The sequence below is a fragment of the Mesorhizobium sp. WSM4849 genome (assembly GCF_055811385.1).
The window spans coordinates 295,805-311,369 of the sequence record NZ_JBVVPW010000003.1 but is presented as its reverse complement, the minus strand read 5'-3'; the positions used below and the strand labels follow the sequence as shown (position 1 = coordinate 311,369).

At 63.3% G+C, this 15,565-nt stretch carries 14 protein-coding genes; 1 reads left to right on the top strand and 13 read right to left on the bottom strand.

The window, feature by feature from the left end:
• The first annotated feature begins 118 nt into the window (after positions 1 to 118).
• Positions 119 to 862, top strand: coding sequence for a lipoyl(octanoyl) transferase LipB (gene lipB / locus AC0L3L_RS04940; RefSeq protein WP_473636765.1), 744 nt, complete (start codon positions 119 to 121; stop codon positions 860 to 862).
• Positions 863 to 1,234: 372 nt separating this feature from the next.
• Here the strand turns inward: lipB and AC0L3L_RS04935 are convergent, their stop codons facing one another.
• From AC0L3L_RS04935 to nuoL, 13 genes are all read right to left on the bottom strand, one after another.
• Positions 1,235 to 2,269, bottom strand: coding sequence for an RNA polymerase subunit sigma-70 (locus tag AC0L3L_RS04935; protein WP_473636764.1), 1,035 nt, complete (start codon positions 2,267 to 2,269; stop codon positions 1,235 to 1,237).
• Positions 2,270 to 2,310: 41 nt separating this feature from the next.
• Entirely contained in the window at positions 2,311 to 2,649 is a 339-nt protein-coding gene (locus AC0L3L_RS04930; RefSeq protein ID WP_473636763.1) for a hypothetical protein, read from the bottom strand.
• A gap of 120 nt (positions 2,650 to 2,769) precedes the next feature.
• Positions 2,770 to 3,057 (bottom strand): SDR family NAD(P)-dependent oxidoreductase, encoded by a 288-nt coding sequence (locus tag AC0L3L_RS04925; protein ID WP_473636762.1) that lies wholly within the window; start codon positions 3,055 to 3,057, stop codon positions 2,770 to 2,772.
• Between the two features lie 240 nt (positions 3,058 to 3,297).
• Positions 3,298 to 3,981, bottom strand: a complete 684-nt coding sequence (locus tag AC0L3L_RS04920; protein ID WP_473526659.1) for an ABC transporter ATP-binding protein — start codon at positions 3,979 to 3,981, stop codon at positions 3,298 to 3,300.
• Positions 3,978 to 5,261, bottom strand: a complete 1,284-nt coding sequence (locus tag AC0L3L_RS04915) for a lipoprotein-releasing ABC transporter permease subunit (RefSeq protein ID WP_473636761.1) — start codon at positions 5,259 to 5,261, stop codon at positions 3,978 to 3,980. The genes AC0L3L_RS04920 and AC0L3L_RS04915 overlap by 4 nt, the downstream gene beginning before the upstream one ends.
• A complete protein-coding gene (gene proS, locus AC0L3L_RS04910; protein WP_473636760.1) occupies positions 5,258 to 6,586 on the bottom strand; it encodes a proline--tRNA ligase in 1,329 nt (442 codons plus the stop codon). Before proS ends, AC0L3L_RS04915 begins: the two co-directional genes overlap by 4 nt.
• Positions 6,587 to 7,234: 648 nt before the next feature.
• Positions 7,235 to 7,519 (bottom strand): DUF1467 family protein, encoded by a 285-nt coding sequence (locus tag AC0L3L_RS04905; protein WP_473636759.1) that lies wholly within the window; start codon positions 7,517 to 7,519, stop codon positions 7,235 to 7,237.
• The gene (mce, locus tag AC0L3L_RS04900; protein ID WP_473526655.1) at positions 7,516 to 7,920 is read right to left on the bottom strand and encodes a methylmalonyl-CoA epimerase; all 405 of its coding nucleotides are present in this window, start codon (positions 7,918 to 7,920) and stop codon (positions 7,516 to 7,518) included. The genes AC0L3L_RS04905 and mce overlap by 4 nt, the downstream gene beginning before the upstream one ends.
• A 133-nt stretch (positions 7,921 to 8,053) precedes the next feature.
• On the bottom strand, positions 8,054 to 9,724 hold the full coding sequence (locus AC0L3L_RS04895; RefSeq protein ID WP_473636758.1) for a ribonuclease J: 1,671 nt from the start codon (positions 9,722 to 9,724) through the stop codon (positions 8,054 to 8,056).
• Between the two features lie 79 nt (positions 9,725 to 9,803).
• Positions 9,804 to 10,625, bottom strand: coding sequence for a biotin--[acetyl-CoA-carboxylase] ligase (locus AC0L3L_RS04890; protein WP_473636757.1), 822 nt, complete (start codon positions 10,623 to 10,625; stop codon positions 9,804 to 9,806).
• A 4-nt stretch (positions 10,626 to 10,629) separates the two neighbouring features.
• Entirely contained in the window at positions 10,630 to 12,066 is a 1,437-nt protein-coding gene (nuoN, locus tag AC0L3L_RS04885; protein ID WP_473526652.1) for an NADH-quinone oxidoreductase subunit NuoN, read from the bottom strand.
• 19 nt (positions 12,067 to 12,085) lie between these two features.
• Positions 12,086 to 13,591, bottom strand: coding sequence for an NADH-quinone oxidoreductase subunit M (locus AC0L3L_RS04880; protein WP_473636756.1), 1,506 nt, complete (start codon positions 13,589 to 13,591; stop codon positions 12,086 to 12,088).
• Positions 13,591 to 15,564, bottom strand: coding sequence for an NADH-quinone oxidoreductase subunit L (gene nuoL / locus AC0L3L_RS04875; RefSeq protein WP_473636755.1), 1,974 nt, complete (start codon positions 15,562 to 15,564; stop codon positions 13,591 to 13,593). Before nuoL ends, AC0L3L_RS04880 begins: the two co-directional genes overlap by 1 nt.
• Position 15,565 lies beyond the last annotated feature (1 nt).

Below are 15,565 nucleotides of genomic sequence, written 5' to 3'. Positions count from 1 at the left end.
AGGGCGCGTCGCGCAATAATTGTCCGGGATTCGGCATAACCCTCCAAAGGTTGGAACGCGCTCGGAACTGGACGTTTCAACCGATTGCCGCCATATGAAGGGCGACACGAGATACACCATGACAGAACGCAGCCAGATCGCCACGTCGTTCCTGCCCCTGCCCGGTTCGGCGCCGGTCGAATGGCGAATCGAACCCGGCCTCACCGCCTATCCGGATGCGCTTGCCGTGATGGAGGCGCGTGCCGAAGCGATCCGAAGCGGCGCCGCCGGCGAGATGGTCTGGCTGGTCGAGCACCCGCCGCTCTACACCGCCGGCACCAGCGCCCGCATCGAGGATCTGATCGAGCCTGACCGTTTCCCGGTGTTCGCGGCCGGGCGCGGCGGCGAATACACCTATCATGGGCCAGGCCAGCGGGTCGCTTATGTGATGCTCGACCTGAAGCGTCGGCGCGAGGATGTCCGCGCCTTCGTCGCCGCGCTTGAACAATGGATCATCGGCACGCTCGCCGCCTTCAACGTGCGCGGCGAACGGCGCGAGGACCGCGTCGGCGTCTGGGTGGCGCGGGCGGATCGCCCGCCCCTGGCCGACGGATCGCTCGCCGAGGACAAGATCGCCGCCATCGGCATCAGGCTGAGGCGCTGGGTGAGCTTTCACGGTATCGCCATCAATGTCGAGCCGGATCTCGCCCACTTCAGCGGCATCGTGCCGTGCGGCGTACAGGATCACGGCATCACCAGTCTCGTCGATCTCGGTCTTCCCATAACGATGGCCGATCTCGACCTCGCGCTAAAATCCGCCTTCGAGGATGTCTTCGGACCCGCGGCACCTTTGCTTGTCGAGTTGGCCCGCAAGGCCGGCTGACAAAGCGGCGCTGAACCACCGAGCTCCGACGCAGCCCCTCACCCCGTGAAGAACAGGGCGCGCTGCCTCACATCGCTCCGATCCAGATCGCCATGGAAATGAGAAACGTGCTCATGCATACCAGTGACACGACATCCTGAACAAGACCGGTCATAACGCTCTCCTGTTTTCAGTATGTTCGTATTTTGTTCTAATTTTGTTCGAATGTCAACGACCGCAATCCGAGCGCGCCGCGAATTCCGGGCGCTCAGTTCGGCAGGGTTAAGAAAAGGTTGAGAGCCCGCCGTTCTCGCACTGACCGCCTCCCTGAAATGCAGCTCGCGGTCGGCCCGTTGGGGAATGTGAGGTCCAAGCCTTCTCAACATATAGACACTAGGCCGGCGGCAGGCCGAAGGCCGGAAACAATTTCGGGCCGAGCGGCGGCACATAGATCGTCAGAGCCGCGATTCCGCCGTCAGCGGGCTCGATCACATGCAGGGAATGGGCTCGCCACGCAGGGTCATTGTGGCTGCGGGAATAGACGCCGACTGCCGGCTGGGCATTGGCACCGGTTGCCATGGTGCGGAAGCCCGCAAAGTTACCCCAGATGGTCTCGAGGAACCCGCGGATCGCCGCGCGTCCTTGATACCATTCCCGCCAGGGCGGCATGCGATAGGTGGCTTCCTCCCGCAGCAACTCGATCAGGCTGTCGAGATTGGCGGCCTGCCAGGCCTGCATGTAACGTTCGAGCAGCAGGCCTTCTTCCCCGCCGGGCTTCGATCGCTGCATGGGACGTCCTTCAGGATATCGCGCCGCGAGGGTTGCGCGGGCCCGCTGCAATGCGCTGTTGATCGAAGCTGTCGATCCACCCAGCAATCCCGCCGTCTCGACAGCCGACCATCCCAGCACGTCGGAAAGCAGCAGGGCGGCGCGTTGCCTGGGTGGCAGGTCCTGGATCGCGGCGACGAAGGCGAGCTGGACGGCTTCGCGGGTCTCGTACCGCGCTTCCGGACCCGGCTCACCATCAGCGAGGCCTGGCAGTTCCGCATCCGGGTAAGGCTCCAACCAGGTGACCTCGGCTGCAGGCCCGTCTGTGGCCCGCCCGTGGGAGGCCGGCCGTCTGGGCTGCTGGAGAATGCGACGCGTCCTCGACCTGGCCTTGAGGGCGGTGAGGCAAGAGTTGGTCGCGATCGTGTAGAGCCAACCGCGAATCGAACCCCGCCTGTCGAACTCCGACCTTGCACGCCAGGCGCGCAGAAACGTGTCCTGGACGAGGTCGTCCGCCTCGTGCAGCAAACCCATCATGCGATAGCAATGGAGTTTGAGCTCCGCGCGATGGGCCGACGTGAACTGCTCGAAGGCCAGCCGATCGAGGATCGGCTGGCCCGGCTGGCGTATCGGCTTGAGAGGTGCCTGGGCGTCTGTCATGCGGATTGTGTAGTTCCGGTCTGGTTTGTATTACGCGCGCCTCACGCGGCCGGCGCAAGCCCGCTCCCGCTCACCATGAAGGAACTGCCTTGCGATTTTTCGGTGGCGAGTGCCACCACCGCCCGTCCCACGTCGGCTGGCGTCTGCATGTCGGTCAAACCGGCGATGAACTCCGCGGGCCGGATGCCCATATAGGCCGAAATGCTCTCGATGCCGGCGTTGCCCACGCCGGTCCCTGGCATGATGCGCATAGGCGCAAGCGCCACGAAGCGCAGGTCCAGGCCAAGCCGATCGGATTCCTTCTGGCTATGAGCGGCCAGGAACATCTGCATGCGTTTTGCGCCGGCATAGCCGCCGGAATTCGGTGGCCCCCCGGTCAAGGCTGCGCCACTGGAGATCAGAACAATCCGGGCGCCCGGTTTGAGCGGACGTCGGAGCGCGGCCTTGCAAAACAGGAACGATACCTTGACGTCCGTTTCCCAGTTTGCGGAGAACGCCTTCTAGTTCTGTTCATGTAGGGGCGCGGAGGGGGCAAGGGCGCCCGCGCAGATCACCAGGACGTCCGGCTCCAGCGCCGCGAAGACCTCGTCAGGGGCGGACTCCACAGTTGCATCGACCGCGAACGTCTTCACGCCCGAAGTTTCCCAGGCAAATTGCGCCAGCGCCGGCTCGCCGCGGGCGACAGCCATGACCGTCGCTGTCTCGCGCAGGGCGGCTTCTACGATTGAGCGGCCGACACCACGGCTGCCTCCAACGACGACGACATTCCGACCTTGTAACGATCCCATGGGGTCACCTCGCTATCCGGGCCGCTGGACCATCCAGGCGCGCCCATTGATCAGGACAACACAGACGGGCGGAAATCATCGGTCCGACGTCAGAAATCTTCTACGGCGATCGGCAGGGCCGGCGCTAAGCCCCGGTCGAGCACGGGCGGCGGACAGCGACGCGTCAGGCCCTGCCGCCAGCGCGGCGCACATTTGCGACCGCAGCGAAGCTGTCGACAAGTGGATCGCTGTGCGAGCTCCCTAAAGCGGAACAACCTTGCCGTCGGCGAGCGTGACTCGACGGTCCATGCGCGAGGCAAGCTCGTGATTGTGGGTGGCGATCAGCGCCGCCAGCCCCGATTGCCGGACCAGCGCTCCCAATGCCTCGAACACATAGGAGGCGGTGACCGGGTCGAGGTTGCCGGTCGGCTCATCGGCAAACAGCACCAGCGGCGCATTGGCGACGGCGCGCGCGATGGCGACGCGCTGCTGCTCGCCGCCGGACAATTCGGACGGCCGGTGCTGTGCGCGCTTGCCGATCTGCATGTAGTCGAGCAGTTGCGCCGACCGCTCGGCAGCCTCCTTGCGCGTCAGCCCTTTTATCAGTTGCGGCATCATGATGTTTTCCAGCGCCGTGAACTCCGGCAGCAGGTGATGGAACTGATAGACGAAGCCGATATCGTTGCGGCGGATCGCCGTGCGCTCGTCGTCGGAAAGCCGCCCGCAGGCGCGGCCTGCCAGAATCACGTCGCCGGCGTCGGGCCGCTCCAGCAGTCCGGCGGTGTGCAACAGCGTCGATTTGCCGGTACCCGAAGGCGCCACCAGCGCCACGATCTCGCCGCGCTTCAGCGAAAAATCGGCGCCGTTGAGGATGGTCAGCTTGCGCGGCCCCTGGACATAGTGCCGCTCGACGCTCTTCAGCTCGATAATGGCCTCGGCCATCATTCGTACCTCAGCGCTTCGACCGGATCGAGCCTGGCCGCGCGCCATGCCGGAAACAGCGTCGCCAGGAACGACAGCACCAGCGCCATCAGGATCACCGAGATCGTCTCGCTGGCGTCCATGCGGGCAGGCAGCTGGCTCAGGAAATAGAGCTCGGGATTGAACAGCCTCTCGCCGGCCAGCCAAGAGAAGAACTGGCGGATTCGCTCGACGTTCAGGCAGATGACAACGCCGAGCAGCACCCCGGCGATGGTGCCCACCACGCCGATCGCCGCGCCCGTCATCAGGAAGATGCGCAGGATTGCGCCGCGCGTGGCGCCCATGGTGCGCAGGATGGCGATGTCGTGGCCCTTGTCCTTCACCAGCATGATCAGGCCCGAGATGATGTTGAGCGCCGCCACCAGCACGATCAGCGTCAGGATCATGAACATGACGTTGCGCTCCACTTGCAGCGCATCGAAGAAAGTCCTGTTGCGTTCTCGCCAGTCGACCATGGTGATCGGCCGCTGCGACGCCTCCTCGACCTTCGCTTTCAGCGCATCGACATTGTCGGGATTGTCGACATAGATCTCGATCGCCTGAGCCCGGCCATCCATGTTGAAATAGAGCTGCGCTTCCGAGAACGGCATGTAGACGATGGAGCTGTCATATTCTGACATGCCGACCTCGAAGATCGCCGTGACCGGATAGCCTTTCATGCGCGGTGTCGTGCCGAGCGGCGTCACATCGCCGTCGGGCGCGATAAGCGTGATGGTGTCGCCGAGCACAAGACCGAGATTGTCGGCCATGCGGCTGCCGATGGCGACGCCCTCGCCTGTGTCGAAGCCGGCGATCGAGCCCTGCTTGATATTGCTGGCGACGATCGAAATCTTGCCCAGATCCTCCCCGCGTATGCCGCGCACCAGCGCCCCTGATCCGCCGCCGATATTGCCTTGCGCCAGGACCTGCCCGTCGATCAGCGGAATGGCGTATTGGACGCCGGGCACGCCGTTAATGCGGCCGGCAACCTGCGCATAGTCCTCTAGCGGCATGTCGAGCGGCTGCACGATCAGATGGCCGTTGACGCCGAGGATGCGCGTCAGGAGCTCGGCGCGAAACCCGTTCATGACAGCCATCACGACGATCAGCGTGGCGACGCCCAGCATGATGCCGAGGAAGGAGATCGACGCGATGACGGAGATCACCGTCTCCTTGCGGCGCGAGCGCAGATAGCGCCACGCGACCATGCGTTCGAACACGGAAAAAGCTCCGGCGGCCGGGGGTTTCGCTGCGGCTTCGCTCATCCGGCAAAACCGAAGCGTTTCTTCATCTCCACGATCGGCAGCGTCTCACGCTCGCCGGTCCTGCGATTCTTGATCTCGACCTCGCCGGCCGCCACGCCGCGTGGCCCGACGATGACCTGCCACGGCAGGCCGATCAGGTCGGCGGTGGCGAACTTGCCGCCTGGCCGCTGGTCGGTGTCGTCGTAGAGCACGTCCTTGCCGACGGCGACAAACGCCGCATGGAGTTCGTCGCAGACGCGGTCGCAGTCGGCGTCGCCGGCCTTCATGTTGATCAGGCCGATGTCGAAAGGCGCCACCGCCTCCGGCCAGATGATGCCGTTGTCGTCATGACTGGCCTCGATGATCGCCGCGACCAGCCGCGTCGGACCGATGCCGTAGGACCCCCCGGAGGCAAAATGATCCTTGCCGTCGGGCCCGGTCACCTTGGCGCCCATCGGCTTCGAATATTTGTCGCCGAAATGGAAGATGTGGCCGACCTCGATGCCGCGCGCCGAGACCCGGTCGCTTGTCGCAACCTTCTCCCACGCCGCCTCGTCGTGCATCTCGTCGGTCGCGGCATAGGGCGTCGTCCATATCTTGACGATATCGCCGATCGCGGCATCGTTGGAGAAGTCCGTGTCCGCCCCCGGCACATCAAGCGCGAGATAGTCGCGATGGCAATAGACCTGGCTCTCGCCGGTGTCGGCCAGGATGATGAATTCGTGGCTGAGGTCGCCGCCGATCGGCCCGGTGTCGGCACGCATCGGGATTGCCTGCAGCCCCATGCGCGTGAACGTCCTGAGATAGGACAAGAACATCCTGTTATAGGCCGCCTTGGCGCCTTCGAAATCGAGATCGAAGGAATAGGCGTCCTTCATCAGGAACTCGCGCGAACGCATGACGCCGAAGCGCGGCCGCACCTCGTCGCGGAATTTCCACTGGATGTGATAGAGATTGAGCGGCAGATCCTTATAGGACTTCACATAGGCGCGGAAAATCTCGGTGACCATCTCCTCGTTGGTCGGTCCATAGAGCATGTCCCGCTCCTGCCGGTCCTTGATGCGCAGCATCTCCTTGCCGTAGTCGTCATAGCGGCCGCTTTCGCGCCACAGCTCGGCGGACTGGATGGTCGGCATCAGGATCTCGAGCGCGCCGGCGCGGTCCTGCTCCTCGCGAATGATCCGGCAGACCTTGTCCAGCACCCTTTTGCCGAGCGGCAGCCAGGAAAAACTGCCTTGCCCCTGCTGGCGGATCATGCCGGCGCGCAGCATCAGCCGGTGCGAGACGATTTCGGCCTCGCGCGGATTTTCTTTGAGGATAGGCAGGAAATAGCGCGACAAACGCATGGACTGGTCCGTGAGAGAGAGGATTGCCGCACCGGAATCGGCGCAGCGCAGGCTTGCTTGCCCCGGCTTCATAGCCATTTCATGACGGAATGGAAACCCGCCCCTCGGGACGCCGCAAAGGGTCCGCAGTGCCTCATCCGCCTTGCTGGTCGTTTCGCAAGCAACGCCTGCCATACTATTGTGCACTGCAGCACGAGATTGCTTATTTCCGGGCAAAATTCTGCGTGACATTTTCACCCGCCTTGGTCTAATGTGCCCCGATAACCGAGAGGGCGGAAAGAAATCTGCCCTCCTACGCGGTCAAAGTCTTGGGAGGATGCGATCTAGGCGCGGTTACTCGCTGCCGCCGGACACCGGAAACAGATCGGACGCGTTTAAATTGCAAGGCCTCGTGCCTTGCATTTTTTTTGTGCAATCATTTGGTTAGCACGACGTATTGCCAAATCGCTTTACCCAGACATGTCGCTCGAAGGTGCGCGGCCGCTTTTGAGATAACGCCATGCATAAAACAAGAAATTGACGCGCGTAAATGTAAATCCCTTGGGGTGCGCGGCGCTCTCGCGGCAGCTGACAAATCCGGAAGCCGGCTTTGTTTTGCCCCCATCGGCGCTCGCGTTTAGGGCGACGAATAGTGCGTTGCCGGCTATGCTAACGCCTAGGGCTCTGGCTAAAATCCGGCACGATGTGCGGGATGTCGTCGATGCCGAGGCCGAGCCCCCTCGTAATACCATAGAAGATGCCAAGAAGAACCATCGTGACGATCGTCGTCCGCAGCACGGCGCGCAGCATATGCGGTCCGCGCGGCGCGCTGGGTACCGTGCCCAGCGTCACGTCCTCATCCTCGTCCTGCGTCCTCAGACTGAACGGCAGGATGGCGAACAGCACCACCCACCATGTGATGAAGAACAGGGCGAGAAACGAAACCCAGCTCATGCTTGCTCCAGTTCGACCAGCGTGCCGAAGAAATCCTTGGGATGCAGGAACAGCACCGGCTTGCCATGCGCGCCGATCTTCGGGGCGGCGTCGCCAAGGACGCGGGCGCCGCTGGCCTTGAGGTGATCACGCGCGGCAAGAATGTCGTCGACCTCGTAGCAGACATGATGCATGCCGCCCGAGGGGTTCTTCTCGAGGAATTTCGCGATCGGCGAATCCTCGCCGAGCGGCTCCAGCAATTCGATCTTGGTGTTGCCGACATCGACGAACACCACCGTCACGCCATGCTCCGGCAGCGCCTGCGGCGCGCTCACCCGAGCGCCGAGCGTATCGCGATAGGCCGCTGTCGCCGCGGCCAGATCCGGCACAGCAAGCGCGACATGGTTCAGGCGTCCGAGCATTGGAACTCCGTGGAAAGTTAAGGGAGTAGGGGAATAAGGCAGTAGGGGAATAAGGCAGTAGGGGAGTAGGGAAAGCAAATAGCTGCACCGCCTTGTTTTTCCCTACTCCCCTACTGCCCTACTCCCTTGTTCGTCACCGCGTGACGAACACTGTCACCAGCGGCTTCTTGCCCCAGGCTTCATTGGCGGCGCCGCGGACGGCGCGGCGCACTGCCTCCTGCACGAGGTCGAGATCTCTTCGACGCTGACGGGGGATGGAGTCCACGGCGCCGATTGCCGCATCGATCATCAGGTCTTCCAGGCTCTCGCCGCGGGCATCGGCCTCGGCGACGCCGATGGCGACCAGATCGGGATCGCCGGCGAGCTCATACCTGTCGTCGAGCACGACATTAACCGCGACATGGCCGGCAAAGGACAGCTTGCGCCGGTCGCGAATGCCCATCGCCTGGTCAGTGCCGATCAGCCTGCCGTCCTTGTAGATGCGGCCGAACGGCACCTGGTCGATGATCGTCGCCGCACCGGGATAGAGCCGCAGCATGTCGCCGTCGCGGACCTGCGCCACCTGGCTGATGCTGGACACCGACATCAGCGACCCCTGCGCCACCAGATGCGCCGCCTCGCCATGCACCGGCACGCCGATCTGCGGGCGCACCCATTGATACATCTTGCGCAATTCGCTGCGACGCGGATGTCCGGAGACATGCACCAGCGCATCGCCGTCCTCGATGATCTTGATGCCGAGATCGATCAGCCGGTTCTTGATCTCGAGGATGCCCTTCTCGTTGCCGGGGATGGTGCGCGAAGAAAACACCACCGTGTCGCCTGCCGTAAGCGACACCGATTTCATCTCGTCGCGCGACAGTTTTGCCAACGCCGCAAGCGGCTCGCCCTGGCTGCCGGTGCAGATGATGACGAGGTTTTCGCGCGGGATGAAGCCAAAGTCCTCCTCGGCGATGAATTCGGGCAGCCCGTCCATATAGCCGAGCTCGCCGGCAACATCGATGACGCGCTTCAGCGAGCGGCCGAGCACCAGGCACTGGCGGCCGGCGTCGCGTGCCGCCTTTGCAATGGAGACGATGCGCCCGACATTGGAGGAAAAAGTGGTGACCGCGACACGGCCGTTGGCGCTCTGGATGACGCCCTTGAGGCCCTCGCCCACCGCCACTTCCGACGGCGACTCCCCTTCCCGCAGCGCATTGGTGGAATCGCAGATCAGCGCCAGCACGCCGTTGTCGCCATAGGCGCGGAAGCGAGCCTCGTCGGTCATCGGCCCGATCGTCGGCGCCGGATCGATCTTCCAGTCGCCGGTATGGATGACGGTGCCGGCCGGCGAGGTGATCGCCAGCGACATCGGTTCGGGAATCGAATGCGCGACCGGAATGGCCTCGATCTCGAACGGACCGATGCTGAATTTTTCGCCGGCGCGGTAGATCGTCACCGGGATTTTCGGTGCACCTTGCACGCCCTGCCGCTTGGCTTCCAGCAATCCAGCGCCGAACGGCGTCATCCAGACCGGCGCCTTGAGCTTCGGCCATGTGTCGAGCAGCGCGCCGTAATGGTCCTCATGCGCGTGCGTGATGACGATGCCGCGCAGATTGGCGATGTTCTCCTCGATGAAGCGCGTGTCTGGCAGCACCAGGTCGACGCCGGGCAGGCTGGCATCGGGAAAGGTGACACCGACATCGACGACGATCCATTCGCGCGCATTGGCCGGGCCGTAGCCATAGAGGGCGAAGTTCATGCCGATCTCGCCGACGCCGCCGAGCGGCACGAAGACGAGTTCGGCGTTTTCCGCTGTCGCCATGATCTTTCCTTTCCTGGCCGGTCAAGCCAAGCCCTTCCAAACGGGCCCGTCAAAAACCGGTCCGTCAAATCTGAGCCCGTCAAACCTGGGCCGACGCGACCGCACCGAAATGCACATCGCCGGCGGCGATCGTCAGAACCGAACCCTCATCGTCGCGGATCACGAAACGGCAGTCCTCGTCAATGGTCTCGAACGTGCCGCGCACCACATTACCGTCAATTCTGACAGCAACCTGCCCGCCAAGCCCTGCCGCGCGCGCCAGCCAGCGCCGCCTGACGGCGGAAAGCCCGCGCCCATCATTCCACAGCCGCGCATTCTCGCTCCAGGCATCCGACAGCGCCAGAAACAACGTCTCGGCATCGCAAGCAGCGCCCAGCGCGCTGAGCGATGTCGCCGGATAAGGCAAATCTTTGGGATAAGCCACAACATTGACACCGATGCCCACCGCCACTGCGAAGCGATCGCCTTCGAGTATCGCCGATTCCAGCAGGATGCCGGCTAGCTTGGCGCCGGAGGCGAGCACATCGTTTGGCCATTTCAGCTCGAAACGGTTTCTTCCATCGCTGCCGCCGTCGAGGCCGATTGCGATCCGGCCCTTCGGCACGACGGCGTCGAGCGCATCGGCCAGCGCCAGGCCGGCGACGAAGCCGAGCGTCGCAGCCAGGCGAAGTTCGGCATTGGTGACCACCAGCAGCGTCGCCGCCAGATTGCCCTCGGGCGTCGCCCAGACCCGGCCTCGCCGGCCACGCCCGCTTTGCTGTTTTTTTGAAACGACCCAGAGCTTGCCCGGATCCCCCGCCCGCGCATGGTCCAGCGCCAGCGCATTGGTGGAACCGACCGTGTCATGTGCCTCGAGCCGGAACCCTTCCGAGGCCGCTGTTGGAGCCAGCCGAAATGCCATCCCGTCAGAAAAATGTCTTGGCGGCGGCTTCGGCATAGGTGCCGATCGGCCCGCCGATCAGCACATAGAACAGCACGAAGGCGCCGCAGACGCCGAGCACGACGCGAAGCTCGGTCGCCATCGGCACGAAGCCGCCGACCGGTTCATCGAACCACATGATCTTGATGATGCGCAGATAATAATAGGCGCCCACCACCGAGGCCAGCACGCCGATGATCGCCAGCGCGTAGAGGTTGGCGTTGATGGCGGCGAGGAACACGTACCACTTCCCCCAGAAGCCGGCCAGCGGCGGGATGCCGGCCAGCGAGAACATCAGGATGGTGAGGATCGTCGCCATGATCGGATTGGTCGACGACAGGCCGGCGAGATCGCTGATCTGCTCGACATTGCCTTCCTTGCGCCGCATGGCGAGGATGAAGGCGAAGGTGCCGAGCGTCATCACCAGATAGATCAGCATGTAGATAGCGACGCCGCGCACGCCGGCCTGGCTGTTGGCGGCGAGGCCGACCAGCGCGTAGCCCATATGGCCGATGGAGGAATAGGCCATCAGCCGCTTGATATTGGTCTGACCGATAGCCGCGAAGGCGCCGAGCACCATCGAGGCGATCGAGATGAAGACGATGATCTGCTGCCAGTCGGCGGCGATCGGCTTGAACGCGCCCATGGTGACGCGCACGATCAGCGCCATCGCCGCCATCTTCGGCGCCGCGGCGAGGAAGGCCGTCACCGGCGTCGGCGCGCCTTCATAGACGTCGGGCGTCCACATGTGGAACGGCACCGCCGATATCTTGAAGGCGAGACCGGCCAGCACGAAGACCAGGCCGAAGACGAGGCCAAGCTGCCGCTCGCCGCCGCCCAGCGCCGTGGCGATTTCCTGGAACCCGGTGTTGCCGGTGTAGCCGTAGACCAGGCTGATGCCGTAAAGCAGCATGCCCGACGACAGCGCGCCGAGGACGAAATATTTCAGTCCCGCCTCGGTCGAGCGCAGATTGTCCCGGTTGATCGCTGCCAGCACGTAGATCGCCAACGACTGCAATTCGAGGCCGAGATAAAGCCCGATCATGCCGTTGGCCGAGATCATCAGCATCATGCCGAGCGTGCACAGCAGGATCAGCACCGGATATTCGAACTTGTCGAAGTGCTCCGCCTTGGCGAAGCGCATCGACATGACCAGCGTCACCGCCGACCCGATCAGCGCCAGCACCTTCATGAAGCGGGCGAAGGGATCCTGGACGAAGGCTTCGCCGTAAGCGTTGCCCTGCCCGGTGGAAAAGATCGTCCAGACGCCGGCAACCACCAGGAAGGCGACGGCAAGGCCGCTCACCGTGGTGGTGGTGTTGGCGCGCGAATAGGCGCCGAGCATCAGCAGCGCCAGGGCGCCGGTGGCGAGGATCAGCTCTGGTGTCGACAACGACAGGCTGGAGAGAAGGTCCGGCGTCATGGTTCGCAAAACCTCTCAGTCAGTTCGCCGCCGCGGTCTGCGCGGTGTCGATGGATGCGGTGACATTGGTGACGAGCGCCTTGACCGATTCGGCCGTCGCGTCGAAGACCGGCGCCGGATAGACGCCGAAGAAGATGACCAGCGCGACCAGCGGATAGATGATCACCTTCTCGCGCGCCGACAGGTCGAGCAGGCCTTTCAGGCTGTCCTTGGTCAGCACGCCGAAGATCACCCTGCGATAGAGCCAGAGCGCATAGGCCGCCGACAGGATGACGCCGGTGGCGGCGAAGAACGCCACCCAGGTGTTGACCCGGAACACGCCGAGCATGGTCAGGAACTCGCCGACGAAGCCGCTGGTGCCTGGCAGGCCGACATTGGCCATGGTGAAGATCATGAACACGGTGGCGTATTTCGGCATGTTGTTGACCAGCCCGCCATAGGCGTCGATGTCGCGCGTGTGCATGCGGTCGTAGATGACGCCGACGCAGAGGAACAGCGCGCCGGAGACCAGGCCGTGCGACAGCATCTGGAAGATCGCGCCCTGGACGCCTTCCTGGTTCATCGCGAAGATGCCCATGGTGACGAAGCCCATATGGGCGACCGACGAATAGGCGATCAGTTTCTTCATGTCCTCCTGCATCAGCGCCACCAGCGAGGTGTAGATGATGGCGACGACGGACAGCGCGAAGACCAGCGGCGCGAACATCTCCGAGGCGATCGGAAACATCGGCAGCGAGAAGCGCAGGAAGCCGTATCCGCCCATTTTGAGCAGGATGGCGGCCAGGATCACCGACCCGGCCGTCGGCGCCTCGACATGGGCGTCCGGCAGCCAGGTGTGCACCGGCCACATCGGCATCTTCACGGCGAAGGAGGCGAAGAAGGCGAGCCACAGCCAGGTCTGCATGCTGGCCGGGAAATTGTGCGTCAGAAGCGTCGGGATGTCGGTAGTGCCGGACTGGAAGAACATCGCCATGACGGCGAGCAGCATCAGCACCGAGCCGGCCAGCGTATAGAGGAAGAACTTGAACGAGGCATAGACGCGCCGCTTGCCGCCCCACACGCCGATGATGATGAACATCGGGATCAGGCCGGCTTCGAAGAAGACGTAGAACAAAACGATGTCGAGCGCGCAGAACACGCCGATCATCAGCGTCTCCAGCAAGAGGAAGGCGATCATGTAGGCCTTGACGCTCTTCTCGATCGATTCCCACGAAGCCAGGATGCAGAGCGGCATCAGGAAGGTGGTCAGGATGACGAACAGCATGGAGATGCCGTCGACGCCCATATGGTAGGAGATGCCGGAATCCAGCCAGGCAAACTTCTCGACGAACTGGAAGCCAGGCTCCGAATTGTCGAAGCCGGTCCAGATGAACAGCGAAATCACGAAGGTGAATGTCGTCGTCAACAGCGCGATGGCGCGGATGTTGCGGCGCGCATTCTCGCTGTCGTCACGGACGAACAGGATGAGCAGCACACCAACCAGCGGCAGGAAGGTGACCAGCGAGAGGATCGGCCAGGCGGTCATCAGAGCATCATCCAGGTGACGAGTGCGGCAACGCCGATCAGCATGGCGAAGGCATAGTGATAGAGGTAGCCGGTCTGCAACTTGACGACGCGGTTGGTGACATCGACGACGCGCGCCGAAACGCCGTCCGGACCAAGCCCGTCGATGACGGTGCCGTCGCCAGTCTTCCACAGGAAGTGGCCGAGGCGTTTTGCCGGCCGCACGAACAGGAGGTCGTAGAGTTCGTCGAAATACCACTTGTTGAGGAGGAAGGCGTAGAGCCCGCGATGCCGCGCCGCCAAATTCTTCGGCATTTCCGGCGCGCGGATGTAGAATTGCCAGGCAATCGCAAAGCCGACCAGCATGGCGATGAACGGCGCCAGCTTCACCCAAAACGGTACTTCGTGGATGTCGTGCAGGATGTGGTTTTCCGGCAGCGTGAATAGCGACGCCTTCCAGAACTCGGCATAGCCCTCGCCGATGAAGGCGCCATGGAAGATCACGCCGGCGAACAGCGAGCCCGCCGCCAGAAAATACAGCGGCACCAGCATGACCGGCGGCGATTCATGGACATGATGCATGACCTCGTGGCTCGCCCGCGGCTGGCCGTGGAAGGTCATGAAGATCAGCCGCCAGGAATAAAAACTGGTGAAGCAGGCGGCGATGACCAGCAGCACGAAGGCAAGGCCGGCGACCGGATTATGCGCGGCAAAGGCGCTTTCGATGATCGCGTCCTTGGAGAAGAAGCCGGCGGTGCCGATGACTGTCACCGGGATACCGACGCCGGTCAGCGCCAGCGTACCGACCACCATCATCCAGTAGGTCTTCGGAATGAGCGTTCTGAGGCCACCCATCTTGCGCATGTCCTGCTCGTCGGAGACGGCGTGGATCACCGAGCCCGAGCCGAGGAACAGCAGCGCCTTGAAGAAGGCATGCGTGAACAGATGGAAGATCGCCGCGCCATAGGCGCCGACGCCGAGCGCCACGAACATGTAGCCGAGTTGCGAGCAGGTCGAATAGGCGATGACGCGCTTGATGTCGTTCTGAACGAGGCCGACGGTCGCCGCGAAGAAGGCGGTGAAGGCGCCGATGAAGGTGACCACGATCAGCGCCGAATGCGACAGTTCGAACAGCGGCGACAGCCGCGCCAGCATGAACACGCCGGCCGTCACCATGGTGGCGGCATGGATGAGCGCCGAAACCGGCGTCGGGCCTTCCATGGCGTCCGGCAGCCAAGTGTGCAGCGGCACCTGGGCCGACTTGCCCATGGCGCCCATGAACAAAAGCAGGCAGACGACGGTCATCGCAGCCTGCTTGTCGAGGGCATAGCCGAGGAAGGTCAATACGGCAGCGCCCTCGGGGGCGCCTTCGGCCGGAATGAACGTCGCCGCATTGGCGAAGATGGTGCCGAGATTGACCGAGCCGAACAGCACGAACACACCGAAGATGCCGAGCGCGAAGCCGAAATCGCCGACGCGGTTGACGATGAAGGCCTTGATCGCGGCGGCATTGGCCGACGGCTTCTTGTACCAGAAGCCGATCAGCAGGTAGGAGGCGAGGCCGACGCCTTCCCAGCCGAAGTACATCTGCACGAGGTTGTCGGCCGTCACCAGCATCAGCATGGCGAAGGTGAACAGCGACAGATAGGCGAAGAAGCGCGGCCGGTCCGGGTCGTGATGCATATAGCCGATCGAGTAAATATGGACCAGCGCCGACACCGTGTTGACGACAACCAGCATCACCACCGTCAGCGTGTCGATCCTGAGCGCCCATGCGGCCTCTAACCCGCCCGACTGGATCCAGCGCAACACCGGCACGGTGAACACTTCGCCCTCGCCGAAACCGACGGCGAAGAGAGCGACCCACGACAGCACGGCTGATATCACCAGAAAACCGGAGGTGAGGTATTCGGACGCCTTGGCGCCGAGCGACGTGCCGAACAGGCCGACGATCAGGAAGCCGAGCAGCGGAAGGAAGACGATGGCCTGGTACATG

Excerpts from the sequence above, each read along its gene's own strand:
- lipB (WP_473636765.1), top strand. The coding sequence starts at position 119 with ATGACAGAACGCAGCCAGATCGCCACGTCGTTCCTGCCCCTGCCCGGT.
- AC0L3L_RS04935 (WP_473636764.1), bottom strand. The coding sequence starts at position 2,269 with ATGACAGACGCCCAGGCACCTCTCAAGCCGATACGCCAGCCGGGCCAG.
- AC0L3L_RS04925 (WP_473636762.1), bottom strand. The coding sequence starts at position 3,057 with ATGGGATCGTTACAAGGTCGGAATGTCGTCGTCGTTGGAGGCAGCCGT.
- AC0L3L_RS04920 (WP_473526659.1), bottom strand. The coding sequence starts at position 3,981 with ATGATGGCCGAGGCCATTATCGAGCTGAAGAGCGTCGAGCGGCACTAT.
- AC0L3L_RS04915 (WP_473636761.1), bottom strand. The coding sequence starts at position 5,261 with ATGAGCGAAGCCGCAGCGAAACCCCCGGCCGCCGGAGCTTTTTCCGTG.
- proS (WP_473636760.1), bottom strand. The coding sequence starts at position 6,586 with ATGCGTTTGTCGCGCTATTTCCTGCCTATCCTCAAAGAAAATCCGCGC.
- AC0L3L_RS04905 (WP_473636759.1), bottom strand. The coding sequence starts at position 7,519 with ATGAGCTGGGTTTCGTTTCTCGCCCTGTTCTTCATCACATGGTGGGTG.
- mce (WP_473526655.1), bottom strand. The coding sequence starts at position 7,920 with ATGCTCGGACGCCTGAACCATGTCGCGCTTGCTGTGCCGGATCTGGCC.
- AC0L3L_RS04895 (WP_473636758.1), bottom strand. The coding sequence starts at position 9,724 with ATGGCGACAGCGGAAAACGCCGAACTCGTCTTCGTGCCGCTCGGCGGC.
- AC0L3L_RS04890 (WP_473636757.1), bottom strand. The coding sequence starts at position 10,625 with ATGGCATTTCGGCTGGCTCCAACAGCGGCCTCGGAAGGGTTCCGGCTC.
- nuoN (WP_473526652.1), bottom strand. The coding sequence starts at position 12,066 with ATGACGCCGGACCTTCTCTCCAGCCTGTCGTTGTCGACACCAGAGCTG.
- AC0L3L_RS04880 (WP_473636756.1), bottom strand. The coding sequence starts at position 13,591 with ATGACCGCCTGGCCGATCCTCTCGCTGGTCACCTTCCTGCCGCTGGTT.
- nuoL (WP_473636755.1), bottom strand. The coding sequence starts at position 15,564 with ATGTACCAGGCCATCGTCTTCCTTCCGCTGCTCGGCTTCCTGATCGTC.